This window comes from Phragmitibacter flavus (assembly GCF_005780165.1).
Classification (GTDB): Bacteria; Verrucomicrobiota; Verrucomicrobiia; order Verrucomicrobiales; family Verrucomicrobiaceae; genus Phragmitibacter; species Phragmitibacter flavus.
Genome location: NZ_VAUV01000027.1, coordinates 1 through 16,132, shown reverse-complemented (window position 1 = coordinate 16,132; position 16,132 = coordinate 1). Strand labels below are relative to the sequence as shown.

General features: G+C 54.9%; 17 protein-coding genes and 1 tRNA gene. 13 read left to right on the top strand and 5 right to left on the bottom strand.

The window, feature by feature from the left end; genetic code table 11:
* Positions 1-78 precede the first annotated feature (78 nt).
* From FEM03_RS24600 to FEM03_RS23205, 4 genes are all read right to left on the bottom strand, one after another.
* Entirely contained in the window at positions 79-249 is a 171-nt protein-coding gene (locus FEM03_RS24600; protein WP_166443093.1) for a hypothetical protein, read from the bottom strand.
* 321 nt (positions 250-570) lie between these two features.
* Positions 571-645: transfer RNA gene (locus FEM03_RS23215), tRNA-Arg, on the bottom strand.
* Between the two features lie 273 nt (positions 646-918).
* Complete coding sequence (locus tag FEM03_RS23210) at positions 919-2,346, bottom strand: ATP-binding protein (RefSeq protein ID WP_138088710.1); 1,428 nt, start codon at positions 2,344-2,346, stop codon at positions 919-921.
* A gap of 59 nt (positions 2,347-2,405) precedes the next feature.
* A complete protein-coding gene (locus tag FEM03_RS23205) occupies positions 2,406-2,981 on the bottom strand; it encodes an anthranilate synthase component II (protein WP_138088709.1) in 576 nt (191 codons plus the stop codon).
* 312 nt (positions 2,982-3,293) lie between these two features.
* Here FEM03_RS23205 and mpl point away from each other — a divergent pair, with 312 nt between their 5' ends.
* The 6 genes from mpl to FEM03_RS23170 all read left to right on the top strand — a co-directional run bounded on the left by mpl (position 3,294) and on the right by FEM03_RS23170 (position 8,932).
* Positions 3,294-4,676: a UDP-N-acetylmuramate:L-alanyl-gamma-D-glutamyl-meso-diaminopimelate ligase gene (gene mpl / locus FEM03_RS23195; protein WP_138088707.1), complete on the top strand. Its 1,383-nt coding sequence runs from the start codon at positions 3,294-3,296 to the stop codon at positions 4,674-4,676.
* A gap of 30 nt (positions 4,677-4,706) precedes the next feature.
* Positions 4,707-5,480 (top strand): M14 family metallopeptidase, encoded by a 774-nt coding sequence (locus FEM03_RS23190; protein WP_166443096.1) that lies wholly within the window; start codon positions 4,707-4,709, stop codon positions 5,478-5,480.
* A 100-nt stretch (positions 5,481-5,580) separates the two neighbouring features.
* Positions 5,581-6,474, top strand: a complete 894-nt coding sequence (locus tag FEM03_RS23185; protein ID WP_166443095.1) for an alpha/beta fold hydrolase — start codon at positions 5,581-5,583, stop codon at positions 6,472-6,474.
* Positions 6,475-6,571: 97 nt separating this feature from the next.
* Positions 6,572-6,928, top strand: coding sequence for a hypothetical protein (locus FEM03_RS23180; RefSeq protein ID WP_138088704.1), 357 nt, complete (start codon positions 6,572-6,574; stop codon positions 6,926-6,928).
* A gap of 37 nt (positions 6,929-6,965) precedes the next feature.
* Entirely contained in the window at positions 6,966-7,949 is a 984-nt protein-coding gene (locus tag FEM03_RS23175) for an endonuclease/exonuclease/phosphatase family protein (RefSeq protein WP_206171121.1), read from the top strand.
* 50 nt (positions 7,950-7,999) lie between these two features.
* The gene (locus FEM03_RS23170; protein ID WP_138088702.1) at positions 8,000-8,932 is read left to right on the top strand and encodes a S1 family serine peptidase; all 933 of its coding nucleotides are present in this window, start codon (positions 8,000-8,002) and stop codon (positions 8,930-8,932) included.
* Between the two features lie 25 nt (positions 8,933-8,957).
* On the opposite strand, the gene FEM03_RS23165 is transcribed toward FEM03_RS23170, so the two are convergent.
* On the bottom strand, positions 8,958-9,284 hold the full coding sequence (locus FEM03_RS23165; protein ID WP_138088701.1) for a DUF4282 domain-containing protein: 327 nt from the start codon (positions 9,282-9,284) through the stop codon (positions 8,958-8,960).
* A gap of 329 nt (positions 9,285-9,613) precedes the next feature.
* On the opposite strand from FEM03_RS23165, the gene FEM03_RS23160 reads away from it, so the two are divergent.
* Genes FEM03_RS23160 through FEM03_RS23130 form a run of 7 tightly spaced genes read left to right on the top strand, consistent with a single transcriptional unit; the run spans position 9,614 to position 15,987 of the window.
* Positions 9,614-10,900 carry an NAD(P)/FAD-dependent oxidoreductase gene (locus FEM03_RS23160; RefSeq protein WP_138088700.1) on the top strand — a complete coding sequence of 429 codons (1,287 nt, stop codon included), beginning with the start codon at positions 9,614-9,616 and terminating at the stop codon, positions 10,898-10,900.
* Positions 10,897-11,697, top strand: coding sequence for a DUF1365 domain-containing protein (locus tag FEM03_RS23155; protein WP_138088699.1), 801 nt, complete (start codon positions 10,897-10,899; stop codon positions 11,695-11,697). The genes FEM03_RS23160 and FEM03_RS23155 overlap by 4 nt, the downstream gene beginning before the upstream one ends.
* Positions 11,698-11,700: 3 nt before the next feature.
* Positions 11,701-12,999, top strand: a complete 1,299-nt coding sequence (locus FEM03_RS23150; RefSeq protein ID WP_206171120.1) for an SAM-dependent methyltransferase — start codon at positions 11,701-11,703, stop codon at positions 12,997-12,999.
* Positions 12,996-13,331: a DUF1475 family protein gene (locus FEM03_RS23145; protein ID WP_138088698.1), complete on the top strand. Its 336-nt coding sequence runs from the start codon at positions 12,996-12,998 to the stop codon at positions 13,329-13,331. Before FEM03_RS23150 ends, FEM03_RS23145 begins: the two co-directional genes overlap by 4 nt.
* Positions 13,321-14,130, top strand: coding sequence for a DUF1295 domain-containing protein (locus tag FEM03_RS23140; protein WP_138088697.1), 810 nt, complete (start codon positions 13,321-13,323; stop codon positions 14,128-14,130). Before FEM03_RS23145 ends, FEM03_RS23140 begins: the two co-directional genes overlap by 11 nt.
* 48 nt (positions 14,131-14,178) lie before the next feature.
* On the top strand, positions 14,179-15,222 hold the full coding sequence (locus FEM03_RS23135; protein WP_138088696.1) for an SAM-dependent methyltransferase: 1,044 nt from the start codon (positions 14,179-14,181) through the stop codon (positions 15,220-15,222).
* 12 nt (positions 15,223-15,234) lie between these two features.
* On the top strand, positions 15,235-15,987 hold the full coding sequence (locus tag FEM03_RS23130; protein ID WP_138088695.1) for a tetratricopeptide repeat protein: 753 nt from the start codon (positions 15,235-15,237) through the stop codon (positions 15,985-15,987).
* Positions 15,988-16,132 lie beyond the last annotated feature (145 nt).

Sequence of the window (16,132 nt, the reverse complement as noted above, 5' to 3'; positions counted from 1 at the left end):
CGAAGTAGGGGAAAGCCATGTGTAGATTCTTTCCTACATATTTGCGATCAATACTCAGTCGGCCCTTGAGTTGCACTCTTATATAGTGTCATTGCCGTTGACGTGGTAGGCAAGGAAATCAACCCCTTGCCAATCATCAGCAAGCTTGATGCAGTTGAAGCCGTAGTCAGCCAGGATAGCGGCAACCTTTTGAAAATTGTAAATTTCCTGTTGTTTAGCGTTTAGGTCTTTATAGCTGATGAGTTGCATAGTTGTTCGCTAAACTAGTGGTAGGAAAAATTACGATTCCATAATTCTTTGAACTTGTGGGAATGCAACAACGTTCAGCGGCGCACATGATGATTTTCTGCTTTTGCAATATTTCCCTGCCACCGAGTCAACGCGTATAAGGATCGGCAACCAGTATTTTTTCTCCACCCCTCACCCCGTTTCCGTAGACAAATTGTAGACAGATTCTTGGCTAGATTTGGCAAAGCAGGGCCACTTTTGGCAACTTGGACCACTTTGGCGGTCAGGTCATTCCGGCACCCATTCGGTGCGTAACTCGCTCATATCCAGCTCGTTATGAGGTGGTGCACCCAGTAGGAATCGAACCTACACCAGCAGTTCCGGAAACTGCAGTTCTATCCATTGAACTATGGGTGCGTTTGGACGTCGGACGTCGCAGGGAGGGAATGGTTACGCCAAGGTTGGGGGGATGGCAAGTGGATTGAGTTGGGGGGGATTTGGGGGAGGGGGCAGAGGTTGATGGGGGGTGGAGACCGACGACACGTCGGTGGTCCGAGGTTTGGGACGATGAGTGCAGACCGAAGACACGTCGGTGGTCCGAAATTTTTCGGAGGGATGAGTGATGGCCGATGATACATCGGGGTGCTCCACGGGTGATGATGCGGACAGGAATGTCCGGGCTCCTTATAATCAGGGCTTTTTGGAGGCGGTTTGTTGCATGAATTTTCTGACCTCGTTGTAGAGGGCGTCTTGCGTGGTGGCAGGGATGTGCTGCTTCATGCCGTCCATCCAGGCTTGTGAAGAAGGGACATGCTCTCTGGCGATGGTTTGCAGGAGCTCCATGGTGATGGGGACGGTCTTTTTGGCGTGCAGGGCGTCGGCCAACGCAAGCTCGGCGGCGCGGTTGAAGACCCAATGGAGGTCGGCTCCGGAAAATCCTTCGGTGGCGGCGGCAAGGGCGTTGTCGTCGAATTTGGCCAGGGGTTTTTCGCGGGCGAGCAGACGGATGATTTCCATGCGCGCGGCGTGGTCGGGTGGCGGCACGAAGATGGCCTGATCGAAACGACCGGGGCGACGCAGGGCGGGGTCGAGCTGCCAGGGGGCGTTGGTGGCGCCGATGACGAGGATGCGATGGTTGTCGCTGCGCAGGCCGTTGAGTTCGCTGAGGAACTGGTTCACGACATTGCGCATCTGGGTGTCGCGGACGGTGCGGCGGTCAGGGGCGAGGGAATCGATTTCGTCGAACACCAAAACGCAGGGGGAGTTGGCGCGGGCGGTTTCGAAGATTTGATGGAGGTTGCGTTCGATGCTGCCGTAGTAGGGATCGAAGACTTCGTGGATGCCCACGGCGAAGTAGTTGCAGGAGACTTCTCCCGCAGTGGCGCGGAGAAGGAGGGTTTTGCCGCAGCCGGGAGGGCCATAGAGGAGAATGCCGCCGCCGGTTTTGCGTCCGTAGGCTTTGTAGAGCTCGGGATGCTGGAGGGGATAGATGATTTTGAGACGGATTTCCTCCTTGAGGGCTTCCATGCCACCGGCATCGGAGAAGGTAACGCGGAATCGCTCGGAGTCGCCGGGGGCGAAGAAGGTTTCGGGGCGCCAGTCGCTGATCGGGGCCTCTTCAAACGGATCGTCGAAGAATTCCTGCTGGAGTTCGCCGGTGTCTTCGTCTTCGAAAACGTCGATGGGCGTGCTGATGATGCGGTCGCGCAAAGCAGGTTTGCCCTGGGTGCGACCGAGGTCGGCTTCAAGGGCGGGATCGGTCGCGGAAGAGTTGATCTCAATGGCGCGATTGTAGAACTCGAGCGCTTTGGCGCGGTTGTTCTCCATCATGTGGATGCGACTGAGGAGAAGATAGGCGGAGGTGTTGACGGGATCGCGCTGCAGGATGCGCTCAGCGCGCACGGCGGCCCCGCTGGTGTCACCCTGGAGGAGCATGACGCGGGCGGCGCAGATTTGCGCCTCGATGTGGTCGGACTCAAGGGTGAGGATGCGTTCGAAGGTCTCGAGGGCTTCATCCAGGTGCAGTTCATCCAGGCACCCGTGACCATACAACAGCAGCAGGGCCGTGTTGTCCGGAGCATGGGTGAGGGCCTCGCGAAGGGTTTGAAGACGTGACATGTCGTTAGTCTTGGTGGTGAAATTGTCCGAACAGTTCACTTTTAGCAACTAGAATGCCGCTAGGGGTGCATTTCCAGAAAATTCTTTAGCAAGTGTTTACCGTCCTGAGTGAGAATGGATTCGGGGTGAAACTGGACGCCGTGGATGGGCAGGGTGCGGTGGCGCATGCCCATGATTTCGGATTCGTCATCGGCAGCGACGGCGGTGATTTCGAGATCGGCGGGCAGGGTGTCGCGTTTGACGAGCAGGGAATGGTAGCGGGTGGCTTCGAAATTGGCGGGCATGCCGGCGAAAACGGAGGTGCCGGTGTGTTTGATCGAAGACACTTTGCCGTGCATGAGGCGGTCGGCACGGACGACATCGCCGCCGAAAACGTGGCCGATGCACTGGTGGCCGAGGCAGACGCCGAGGGTGGGAATGCGCGAGCCAAAGGTTTTGATGATGTCGTTGCTCAGTCCGGCCTCAAGCGGGGTGCAGGGGCCCGGGGAGATGCAGAGGTGGCTGGGGGCGAGTTTTTCAATTTCGTCCAGCGAAGTCTGGTCGTTGCGACGGATCTCCATGGTGGCACCCATCTCGCCGAAGTATTGGACGAGGTTGTAGGTAAAGGAATCGTAGTTGTCGATGATGAGGAGCATGGAGGGCGCGAGTGCTAACGAGCACTCTAATGCATACGAACGGTGACGCAAGGGGAGGTGGGCAGTGGGCAGTGGGCAGTGGGCAGTGGGCAGTGGGCAGTGGGCAGTGGGCAGTGGGCAGTGGGCAGTGGGCAGTGGTGGAATGCGGAATGCGGAATGCGGAATGCGGAATGCGGAATGCGGAATGCGGAATGCGGAATGCGGAATGCGGAATGCGGATGTGGGCGCGCGGGAAATGGTTTGACAATGAAGGGGGTGGAGGGCTTGGGTTGATTTTCTTACAGGTGACCCGATAGAGGCAGGAAGGTTTTCATGATCAAGTTCAAAAAATTTCATTTCATTGGCATTTGCGGCACGGCGATGGGCTCGGTGGCGGCGGCGTTTCGTGAGCGGGGGTATGCAATCTCGGGTTCGGACGATGCGGTTTATCCACCGATGTCGACGCTGCTGGAGAATCTGGGCGTGGAGATCGCCAAGGGCTACAAACCAGAAAATTTGCCGCCGGATGCGGACCTTTATGTGATTGGCAATGCGGTGTCGCGCGGCAATCCAGAGGTGGAGGCGGTGCTGGAGCAGAAGCTGCCGTATACGTCGCTGCCGGAGGTGTTGCAGTGGGAGGTGTTGCAAGGGAAACGCAATTTTGTGGTGTCGGGCACGCACGGGAAAACGACGACGACCTCCATGTTGACCTGGCTGCTGGAGGAGAATTTGAAGAATCCGGGGTATATGATCGGCGGGGTGCCGGGGAACTTCGAGGTGGGGGCGCGGTTTACGGATTCGGAGTTTTTTGTGATCGAAGGCGATGAGTATGACTCGGCGTTTTTTGACAAACGCTCGAAGTTTTTGCGCTACCTGCCTGAGGTGGTGATCGTGAACAACATTGAATTTGATCACGCGGACATCTTCAATTCGCTGGATGACATTTTGTTGTCGTTTAGCCGGTTGCTGCGGGTGGTGCCGAAGAGCGGGTGCGTGTTGTTGAACGGGGATGCGGAAACGTGCCGGTCGTTGATCGCGGCTTGTCCGGCTCCGGTGGTGACGGTGGGGCTTGGAAAAGATTGTGATCGGCGGATTGTGATCAAAAAGGCGAAGCCGGATCATACGGATTTCACTTTGAACGGCGTGGCGTTTACGGTGCCAATGGTGGGGGAATTCAATGTGCGGAATGCGGCGATGGCGATTTGCGCGGCGCAGTTCGCGGGATTGGACGATGAAGAGATCCGCGCGGCAATGCTGAAGTTCAAAGGGGTGCAGCGTCGGCAGACGGTGGTGGGCGAGGTGAACGGGATCACGGTGATCGATGACTTTGGGCATCATCCGACGGCGATTCGCGAGGCGTTGAAGGGGTTAAAGCAAATGTATCCGAAACGTCGTTTGTGGGCGTTGTTTGAGCCGAGATCGAATACCAGCAAGCGCAACACCTTGCAGGCGGAGTTGATTGAGGCGCTGAGCGAGGCGGACGGGAGCATCATTGCGTCGGTGCATGCGCCGGAGAAGGTGGCGGAAGGGTTGAGGCTGGACGTCGATGCGGTGGCGGCGGCGGTGAAGGCGAACGGACGGGAGTCGTATCACGAGACTGGAGTGGACGCGATCATTGAGCGGTTGAAGAAGGGCGCGAAGAGCGGCGATGTGGCGGTGGTGTTCAGCAATGGCGGTTTTGATGGCATCCACAAGAAGCTGCTGGAGCGTCTATGATGGAGACGATCAACCTACGGCATGCATGGCATGGAAAAAGTCCCCTCGGCGCTCACGCTGGCGCAACATCGCAGTCATGATTACCGGTTTTTGATCCGGTGCTGGCGGGAGCTGGTGGAGGAGGCGGGGTTGCGGATGAGGATTTTGACGCGGGTGGGCGGAATGCCGGTTTATGGGTTGGAATCAAAATCGCCGGACGACGGCAGGCCGGAGATTTACATTTCGGCGGGGGTGCATGGAGATGAGGTGGCGGGGCCGTGGGGATTGCTGGAATGGGCGCGCGAAAATGGGGCGCTGCTGCGGGAGAGGCGTTTTTTATTGTTCCCGGCGATGAATCCTGTTGGAATGATTTTAAACACCCGCATGGATCATCAAGGCCGAGACCTCAATCGCTCCTTCCACGAATTGGAAGATGAATTGATGGTGGCGTGGCGGAAGTTGATGGAGGGGCGGAAGCTGGCGATCGGATTGTGCCTGCATGAGGATTATGATGGTCAGGGTTGTTACCTTTATGAGTTGAACAAAACCAGGAAGACCATTGGCAAGGCGGTGCTGCAAGATTGCGCGGAGGTGATCGCGGTGGATGGTCGGCGCAGCATGGATGGGAGTCGTTCGAATGAAGGGCTGATCGCGAAACGCAAGATTCCGGTGTTGCCGGGTTTGCCGGAGGCGATTGTGCTGCATGAGCTGGGAGCACCGGTGGCGCTGACGTTTGAGACACCTTCGGAGTTTTCGTTGGTGGACAGGGTTCGTGCGCAGAAGACGTTCATTACCTCGGCCTTGAAACATGCTTGCGTGTTATGACACAGTGCTGGCGAGAGGGTCGCGTTGGCTGGTTTCGTTGGTTTTACTGCTGATGTCGATGAGTTGTGCCAGTTTCAAAAAAGGATCGCCGAGTTTGTCAATGGAAGACAAGACGTGGAGCAGTTTTGACGGCAAACAGATGCCGTGGACGCTGGCGGCAGGAGTGCCGGATTCAGAGGAGAAGATGAAGGCGGTGGTGATTACGATTCACGGGTTGAGCGGGGCGGCTTCGGATTTCTGGATGCTGGATGAGGAGTGGCCGAAGCTGGGGGTGGCGGTGTATGGTTTGCAGTTGCGCGGTCAGGGCAATGATCCGGAGGTGAAGAAGCGCGGGCATGTGGCGTCGTCGCGATTGTGGCAGCGGGATTTGCTGGCGTTTCATCGACTGGTGCGCAAGCGGCATCCGGGGAAGCCGGTGGTGTGGTATGCGGAGAGTTTGGGAACGTTGATTGCGCTGCATACGGTGACGGATTTGATGGAGGATGAAGATCGCGAGCGTGATCGTGAACTTCCGGCTGGGATCATCATGAGTGCGCCAGCGGCGGGATTACGAATGCAGGCATCGCAACTTCGTTTGCGGATCATTCACACGCTGGTTCAGATGTTTCCCTGGGTGCGGGTGAGTTTGACGCAGATGGCGGGGTTGGATGAGAAGCAGATTCAAGTGACGGCGGATTCGACGCATGGAGGGCAGATGGCGGTGACACCGCATCATGTGTCGAAGTTTTCGCTGAGGTTGCTGGGAGAGGTGGATGAGATGATGAAGTCGTCCCGAAAAGCGGCACGCGAGCTGCGGATGCCGGTGCTGGTGCTGGCGAGTCCACATGATGTGATTGCGGATGAAGGTCAGGTGCAGGAGTTTTTTGAGAGCATCGGGTCGAAGGACAAGGAGATCCGCTGGTATCGCGAATCGTATCATCTGCTGTTGCATGATCGGGAACGGGAGCAGGTGATGAAGGATGCGACGGATTGGTTAAACCGGCAGGTGCGTTGAGGAAAGAGACGCAAAAACAGACTTTTTCCGGCGTCGTGCGTTGACATCTGGATGCCATGGCGGCAACGTGGCGTCCGTCGCAGAAAGGTTGCCTATCATGAACGAACGACGGAATTCAACCAAGCACAAGCAAGACGGGGGAGTGGCACAGTTGTCCTCCATTTCGGACACAGGTCTGGTATTTCATTCGCCGCAAGCGCTGGTCACGGGAACGGAGGTGGGGCTGACGATTCAGACGAGTCTGCTGGGGTATTTGCGTGAGTGGTCGGTGCAGGGTTGGGTGGTGGAATGTGAGTGCGAGTCCGATGAAGCCAACGAAGAGCTGGGCTTTGCGGTGACGCTGTTGTTTTCCGACATGCCGCAGGGTTTAAAAACGTTGCTGGGGCAGGTGAGCGAACAGCGTTTGTATGCTTATCCACCGGTGAAGGGTGAGGAGTTTTTTGGGTTAAATTGATCCGCTTGGTCTCGGCGGATGGATGGGGAAGAGGGTGATGTGGAAAAAATTTCCAAGGGCATCAGTGGGAGTGGGATTGATGCTGGGCACTCTGATGTGCCTGGCAGTGAGTTTGGCAGCATTTGGTGGCAGGTGGTTTTGGTGGCTGGATTTGCTGGCGCATGGCCGGCCGCAGTATCTGGTCGGTGCAGGGATGTTGATGACGATATTTTTGGTGAAGAGGAAATGGCGATGGGCGGTAATGGCGGGGCTTGCCTGCGGGCTTAATGCGATCGTGGTGCTGCCTTATGGGGTGGAGAAGGGAGAGGTCGTGAGGCAGATGGGTGGGAGATCTGACGAGGTGTTCAAGGTGGCGACCATCAACTTGTTGCAGCTTGGTCCGCCGGATCGGGATTACGGAAAACTTCGTCGCGATCTGGAGCCTTGGCAGCCGGATGTCGTGGCGTTGCAGGAGGTGGGGGCGGAGTGGGCGGTGGAAATTGAGCTGTGGAAAGATTGGTTTCCGTATCGGAGCTTGGGAATGCCGGTGACGAGGTATCATGGATTGGGACTGGTGAGCCGGGTGCCTTGGAGACGGGTGGAGCGCGTGGTGTTGGGACCGGTGTTGATCACCATGGGTCTGGCGGCAGAATTGGAGGTGAGTGGCAGGGTGGTGAGTGTGCTGACGGTGCATGCCTTGCATCCGACTGACACGGTGAAGGTGGAGATATTGAAGTCGTGGCACGAGGCGATCGTGAAATGGGTGAAGGACAAGCGGTCGGCGGGGCATGCGGTGATCGTGATGGGCGATTTCAACAGCACGCCGTGGTCTGTGTTTTATCGCGATTTGGTGAGGGCGACGGGTTTGCGGGAAGCGGGCAGAGGGCATCCCTTCAGCGCGACATGGCGGGTGGGGTGGCCGCAGCAGATGATGATTGATCACGTGCTCTACAGCGATGACTGGGGGAGGGCGAACTGGTCAGTGGGCGAGGATTTTGATTCCGACCATCGACCGGTGCTGGTGGAATTTTGGTGGAGATGATTGACGTAATCGCTGAATCCAAGTATTTAATAGAGAAAGGTTTTCCCCCCATGCACAAGTGCTTTACCCGCTTTCGATCAGTCGTGTGGATCACTTTGCTCGGGGCGATGTTTCCGGGTGTCGCTTCGGCACTGATTTTGTATGGAGGGGACACACCCGAGTTCAATGCCGATGCGCCGACGGGAATTTATGAAGATTCGGGCTGGCAGTATCAGGGAATTTATGCGCAGGGACTTGGGACGGCCATTTCGCCCACCCACTTCATCACGGCAGCCCATTTGCCGCTTTCCTCGTGGTTCTTTTATGATGGTCAAAGTTACACCGTTGATTTTGTGAATTATCAGGACATCTCAGGCACAGACTTGCGAATTTTCCAGGTGACCGACGGGACCTTTGCGGATTACGCGCCATTGTATGACGGTGCGTTGAGTGCTGGGGACGAATTGGTGATGATGGGGCGGGGGGCGTTTCGCGGCGACGAGGTGATCGTGGCGGGCGACGCGAAGGGGTGGGAGTTGGGTTCCTCCGATTTCTTGCAGCGTTGGGGCACCAATGAGCTTGAGGACTTGTTGCCAACCGGCGTGGGGCCCATGTTGCTGTCCACTTTTGATGATTCAGGCGGTCCAAACGAGGCGAGTTTCAGTCCGGGCGATTCGGGCGGCGGAGTTTTTGTTTATGATGCAGTCGATGGCCGATGGGAGCTTGTTGGAATGAATTATGCGGCGACGCTGGGGCCCTATCGCGAGGACCCGTTGGTTCCAGGCGAATATTATGCAACGCTCTATGACACCAGTGGAATGTATGAGTATGACTTTGATACGGCGAGCTGGGTGCCGTCGGTTGATCCGACCGGTTACATGCTGATGTCCGATCTCACCGCCAATCGGTCGACCATCCAGGCCATGTTGGTGCCGGAACCGGGCAGCGCGTTGTTTTGTCTGACCAGTTTAGGGATATGGGTGATGGGACGCCGGCGTCGGTGATGGTTGAGCGGTCGGGAGCGCGAATTCAGCGGTTGCGTTCGATCTTCTTGAGGGAGTCGGCCATCTGGAAAATCGCGAGGGCGACTTCGAGGGTGACCCTGGCGACCAGCACGTAGATAATGAAGACGATGGGAGCGATGAATAGCGAGACCAAACCCGCCATGATGCCGGCGGAGAAGCCGCTGAGGATTTTGCTCAAGGCGACGAGGCCGGCAGCGACGATGCTGATGATGTAGAGCCATTTGACCACCCTGGGGGTGATGGGGGTGGCAAAACTCAGGTCGAATACGGCGTCGAACAAGGTGAGGCCGGGATTTTTTTCAACGACAGGTGGTGGATCGATGGGGTCCATGAATGCTGAGGGTGGTCGGTTGTTTGAGGTGAGATGATGTTGACAACGGGGGATTGAAGCGCCTTGGCTGCACAGGCTGTGAACAGCTGAACGAATGGCCCGCTGATTGCTGATCAATTTAGCTTAAATCATTCTCCGCCGGAAGCACGGCATTCCAGCGAAGATGAGCGTTAATATGATGTGAATATGAATCCATTTGGGGTCCTCTGTCGAAATATTCCGCGTGAGGAATAACGTTAAAAAGTGCGATTTGACCATGGTTTGCGGTGGGCTTAGGAGGCCGGCGCAATCTGGCAAGAACGATGAGACCCATGGAGCCTTCACCACGCATGAGTAAACCCAAACTGGCCATCATCGGCACCGGCGTCGCGGGGCTGGGCAGTGCCTGGTTTCTGCATCGGGACTATGAGCTGACGCTCTTTGAGCAGAACGATTACATCGGTGGCCATACCAACACGGTATGTGTGGAGGAGGACGGTCGACAGTTGCCGGTCGACACCGGGTTCATGGTTTTCAACTACGTAACGTATCCAAACCTCACGCGTCTGTTCAAGGTGCTGGATGTTGAGACCAAACCCACTTCGATGTCCTTCAGTGTAACTCATTGTCCTACCGGGATTGAATACAACGGGGCTGATCTGAATCACCTGTTTGGGCAGCGGAGAAATTTGTTCAACCCGCGCTTCTGGCGCTTTTTGATGAAGATCAATCGCTTCAATCAGGAAACGGTGGAGGCACTGGATGATCCTCAATATGCCACCATGACCTTGCGCGAATACGCCAAGGTGCGCGGGTATGGAGAGGATTTTCTGAACCTTTACATCATCCCGATGGGATCGGCAGTGTGGTCGACGCCGCCTGAGCAGATGCTGGAGTTCCCTGCGGTGACGCTGATGAGATTCTGGCACAATCATGGATTTCTCGGAATGAAAACGAGGCATCCCTGGCGGACCGTGTGCGATGGTTCGAGGTCTTACGTGAAGAAGATCATGGTGCCGTTCAAAGACGCGATCCGGTTGAACAATCCTGCGCAACGGGTGGAGAGAACCGCTGATGGCGTGAAGGTGCATGCGCGCGATGGAACGGTTGAGGTTTTCGACAAGGTGGTGTTTGCCTGTCATGCGGATCAGGCTTTGAAGCTGCTCGCTGATCCGACGGACATGGAGCATGAACTGCTCGACTGTTTCAAGTATCAGCCCAATGTGGCGACGCTGCACACTGACGAGAGTTTTATGCCGCAGAGTCGGCGTTGCTGGGCCTCGTGGAACTACCGCCTGGAACCGGGGGCGGGCGGCAAAAATTCCGTCATCCCCAGCACGCATTATTGGATGAATTGTCTGCAAGGAGTTTCAGACAAGGTGAACTATTTTGTGTCGATCAACGGCGATCATTCGAAAGCCCCCGAGAAAGTGATCAAGACCATTCAGTATGAGCACCCTCTGTTTGACCTCAAGGCGATTGCGGCGCAGAAGGATTTACCGGAGCTCAACCGTTTGTCCCGTGACCAGCGGACTTATTTCTGCGGGAGTTACTTTCGCTACGGTTTTCATGAAGATGCATTTTCTTCGGCGGTGCAATTGAGTTGGGATTTGCTGGGAAGGGACCCTTGGGAATGATGGAAACGTCCGCCATTTATGAATGCAAGGTGAGTCATCACCGACTGAAACCGAAGCAGCATCGCTTCAGTTATCAGGTGTTCTATTTGTGGCTGGATCTGGACGAAATCCCGAAGCTGAACAACCGGTTGAAATTCCTTAGTCGCAATCGGTGGAATCTGTTTGGTTTTTATGACCAAGATCATCTGGACAATGGAGCGGGAGATACCAAGCGCTGCATTTTGAAGTATCTTGAAGACAACGAGGTGGATACCAGTGAGGTGGCGTCGATCCGGTTGCTGACTTTCCCCCGGGTGTTTGGCTATATCTTCAATCCGGTGTGCTTTTATTACACTTTCGACAAATCGGGCAAGCCATTGCATGCCCTTGCCGAGGTGACCAACACGTTCCACGAACAGAAACCTTTTGTTTTGCGCGAGCATGATGCGGAGGGGAGATTCAGGTTGATGACCCCGAAGCACTTTTATGTCTCGCCGTTTTCCCCGTTGGATCTTTGCTTCGATTTCAAACTTAAAGTTCCAGATGAGGGTCTCGAAATACATATTGATGACCGTGATCAAGGCGACCGGGTGTTGTTGACGACCTTGACGGGCAAACGGCGCCCGCTGACGGATGGTGCACTGCTGGCATGTGCGGTGAAATACCCTTTGTTGACGCTGAGGGTGATCTTTCTGATTCACTGGCATGCGTTGCGCCTCTGGATGAAGAAGCTTCCCTTGCATCGAAAAGCGGATCACCCAGAACACCAGCAGGGCGTGCTTCGCCCTCATCATTCTCTTACTTCATCGAAATCATAAATCATGAATACTGCTGTAGCACTTGATAAAACGGATCAGTCTCCACCTGTGGCAGTGGCGAGGAGGGCGGGTTTTTACGAAACCATGGTGATGCGGACGTTGAGAAAGTTTGAGCATGGTGGACTGCGCATGGAGTTGCCGGATGGCAGGGTTCATCAAATGGGGTCACCCTCAGCCGAGGTGCAGGCGGAGATGCGTATTCGTTCGATGAGTTTCTTCAAACGGTGTGCGTTGTATGGAAACATCGGCTTTGGCGAGGGTTACACGGAAGGGGACTGGGAGACGGATGACATCGCAGCGGTGGTCTCATGGTTCATCACCAATATTGCCAGGACCCCGGGATTGAAAAGATCCTCCAATCAGATTCCTTTGGTCAATCTATTGAAGATGGTCAATCGATGGCGGCATCTTCTCAGGCCAAACAGCGTATCAATGAGTCGCCGGAACATCGCGGAACACTATGACCTGGGGAACGATTTTTATTCGTTGTGGCTTGATAAGACGATGACTTATTCATCCGCCAGATTTGAATCGGACGATCAAAGTTTGGAAGAAGCGCAATCGGCCAAGTATGATGCGTTGTGCCGGAAACTGGAACTAAAGCCCGGCGACCATGTGTTGGAGATCGGCTGCGGTTGGGGGGGATTCAGTTCCCACGCGGCTTCGCGATATGGTTGCCGCGTGACCGCCGTAACCATCTCGCAGGAGCAACACAAATTTGCCACCGAGCGCATGGCGAAGGAGGGGCTTTCGGATCGGGTGGAGATACGACTTCAGGATTACCGGCACATCACCGGCCAATTTGACAAGATTGCTTCGATTGAAATGCTCGAGGCGGTGGGCAATGATTTTGTGGACGGATACTTTCGGAAATGTGCGGAGGTGTTGAAACCTGAGGGACTGCTGGGGTTTCAGGTGATCACCACACCGGATGGAAACTTTAAGCAGTTGTTGAAGGGGGTCGATTGGATTCAAAAGCATATCTTCCCGGGTTCATTGTTGTTGAGCATCGCGCGCATCAATGAGGCGGTGAATCGCAGCAGCGGTTTGTTTATGCATGCGCTGGACGATTTCGGACCCTCTTATGCGAAAACGCTGCAATTATGGCATGAGCGGTTCAATGCGAGGATCGATGAGGTGAGGGCGCTGGGCTTTGACGAGCGATTTGTGCGCAAGTGGAACTACTACCTCAAGTATTGTGAAGCGGCATTCGAGACGGGAAATATTTCAGTGGTGCAGGCAGTTTACAAACATCCGAACAACGCGGCGTTGAGCCGAAATGCGATTTCATCCTGGTCATGATCATTATTCTAAGAATCTTTTTTATTGTCGTGTTGCTGTCAATGTTCGCAGTGACGGGGTGGGCGAGCACGCAAGTGCCGCTTTGGAAAATTCCAGCATCGGTGGGCGGGCATCCGTGGTTCATCGCCACCTTGTTCGATGCCTACTGGGGTTTCCTTACCTTTTATGTGTGGATCTTCTACAAAGAGACATCCGCGCTATCTAGAATTGGCTGGTTGATCGGCGTGCTGTTGTTGGGCAACATTGCGATGGCGATTTATGCGTTGATCCAATTGTTCCGTGTGCCAGCCGATGCGAAACTCGAAACCGTGTTGTTGCGTCATGGCCGCTGACTACCATTTTTGGCAATTGCTCGGTCTCGGGGCATTGATGGCCTTTGGGTTGTTTGCGCTGACCTGGCTGGTGAGCTTGAAGTTGAACAACTTCAGTTTCGTGGACGCGATGTGGGCTTACAGCCTGCCGTTGGTGGTGGTCATTTATGTCTGGTTGGGGGCGGGGAATTCGTCGAGACGTGGGATGGCCATGGTGATGGCGGGGGTGTGGGGACTTAGACTGGGGAGTTATCTGTTGATCCGGATTTCCAAACATCATCCGCATGAGGACGTGAGATATGAGGTGTTGAGACAAAAATGGAAGGGCAATTTGGCGGGCAAGTTTTTTATCTTTTTTGAGGCCCAGGCGTTGCTGTTGGTGTTGTTATCGGTGCCGTTGTTGCTGGCTTGTTTGAATGGCAGTCCGTCGATTCACTGGATTGAGTGGGTGGGGTTTGGTGTGTGGTTGTCGGGAATTGTTGGCGAGGCGATGTCGGATGCGCAGATGGGCAGGTTCAAGTCGAATCCGGCGAACAAAGGCAAGGTCTGTCAGGAAGGACTGTGGAAATGGTCGCGGCATCCGAACTACTTTTTTGAGTTTGTGACGTGGGTGGGTTTCTGGCTGTTTTCCTGCGGATCGCCCTGGGGGTGGGTGACGATTTTTGCACCGGCGTTGATTCTCTATTTCCTGCTGCGAGTGACGGGGATTCCATTGACGGAAAAATGTTCCGTGGAAAGCAAGGGGGAGGCCTATCGGGAGTATCAACGCACGACCAGCGCATTCATTCCGTGGCCGAGAAAGTCAAAGGCATCCCACTAATTTAAAACAGATCAGATCAGACCAGTTTAGATTTATCAAATCGTTATCATGAACATCACCAATACTCTTCTTGCGAAAGATATTTTGCCTGACCCGTTGCTTCGTTTTGGAATTCGTCGGAGGCTGGACAACACCTTGCGCAAACATCGTCGGCCTGACGAGCAGGGGAGGCGGGAAGCATTGAGGCAGCATGTGGAAGGTTTAAAGCAGAGTCCCCTGGCCATTGCGACGGATGAGGCAAATGAGCAGCACTATGAAGTGCCGACGAAGTTTTATCAATTGGTGCTGGGCAAGCATTTGAAATACAGCTCGGGTTACTGGCCGAAGGCGGACACGACGTTTGATGAGTCGGAGGCGATCATGCTGGGCATGACCTGCGAGCGGGCGGAGCTGGTCGACGGGATGAACATCCTGGAGCTGGGATGTGGCTGGGGATCGCTTTCTTTGTGGATGGCGGAGCATTATCCCAACTCGAAGATTACCTCGGTTTCGAATTCAAGAACTCAAAAGGAGTTCATTGATGGTGAGGCGGCGAAACGCGGGTTGAAGAATTTGACCATTCGGACAGCCAACATGGTGCATTATGAAGGGGAGGGGGCGGGGGTGTTTGACCGGGTGGTGAGCGTGGAGATGTTTGAGCACATGAAGAACTACCAGGAGTTGCTGCATCGGGTGTCGACGTGGTTGAAGCCGGGTGGGAAGTTGTTTGTGCATATCTTCACGCACAGGGATTGTTCCTATCATTTTGAAGCGCAGAATGAGAATGACTGGATGGCCAAGTATTTTTTTACAGGTGGGCAGATGCCGTCGGATGATTTATTGCTGCAGTTTCAGGATGATTTGAAGATTGAGGAGCATTGGCGGGTCAATGGCACGCATTACAGTCGGACTTCTGAAGCCTGGCTGTCCAACATGGATTCGCACAAGGAAGAGATTCGGGGATTGTTTGCCGAGACCTATGGGGCCGATCAAGTGACCAAGTGGTGGGCCTGGTGGCGGTTGTTCTTTCTGGCCTGTGCTGAGTTGTGGGGATTTCGGGAAGGTGAGGAGTGGCTGGTGTCGCACTACCGGTTTGTGAAACCTTTAAGCTAAGTCTCTTATTTTATGAAACGATTGATGGGTGGGTTGATGGCTTTGATGTTGGGTGGGATCGCTTTCGGCGCGGAGTTTGATGATCTGGTGGCGAAGGGCGACGAATATGACGTGACGTTCAAGTCGGACGAAGCGCTGAAGTATTATCTCCCTGCCGAAAAGCTGAACCCCAATGACGCGTCCTTGTTGATCAAGATTGCGCGGCAGTATGTGTTCCGAATGGATGGATTGGGATCGAAGGCCGAGAAGGTGGAGTCTGGACGAGTGGCTTTGAGTTATTCGGAAAGGGCGGTCAAGCTCGCGCCTGACATGGCGAACAGTTATTTGTCTGTGGCGGTTTGTTGGGGGAAGTTGACCCCGCTGTTGGGAAGCAAGGAGAAGGTGGAGGCGTCGAGGGTAATCAAACAATCAGCGGAGAAGGCAACAAAACTGGATCCATCGAATGATTACGCGTGGCACATGCTGGGGCGCTGGCATTTGGCGCTGTCGGATGTCGGCGGCATGGTGCGGGGGATTGCGACTCTAGTTTACGGTGGAATTCCCGATGCGTCTCTGGAAGAGGCGGAAAGATGTTTTAAGAAGGCGATTGCGCTGAATCCGAATCGGTTGATTCATTACGTGGAACTGGGGCGAACTTATGCGCAAATGGGGCGTAAAGCGGAGGCGATCAGTAATCTGGAAAAGGGGTTGGCGATGCCTAATCAGGAGAAAGATGATGGGGAGACCAAAGTGCGTGGTCGTGATGCGCTGGCAAAGTTGAAGTAGGATTTTGAGCGCTTGGGGCTTGTTGCCTCAAAAGTAAATGACACCGGGGAGGTGTAGGAAAGAGGGTGTCGTTGACTCATTAGGTGTGACACCGTGGTTAGGGGGTCATCATTGCTTCGGCGGGCTCGGAATGCAAGGAGCCCGT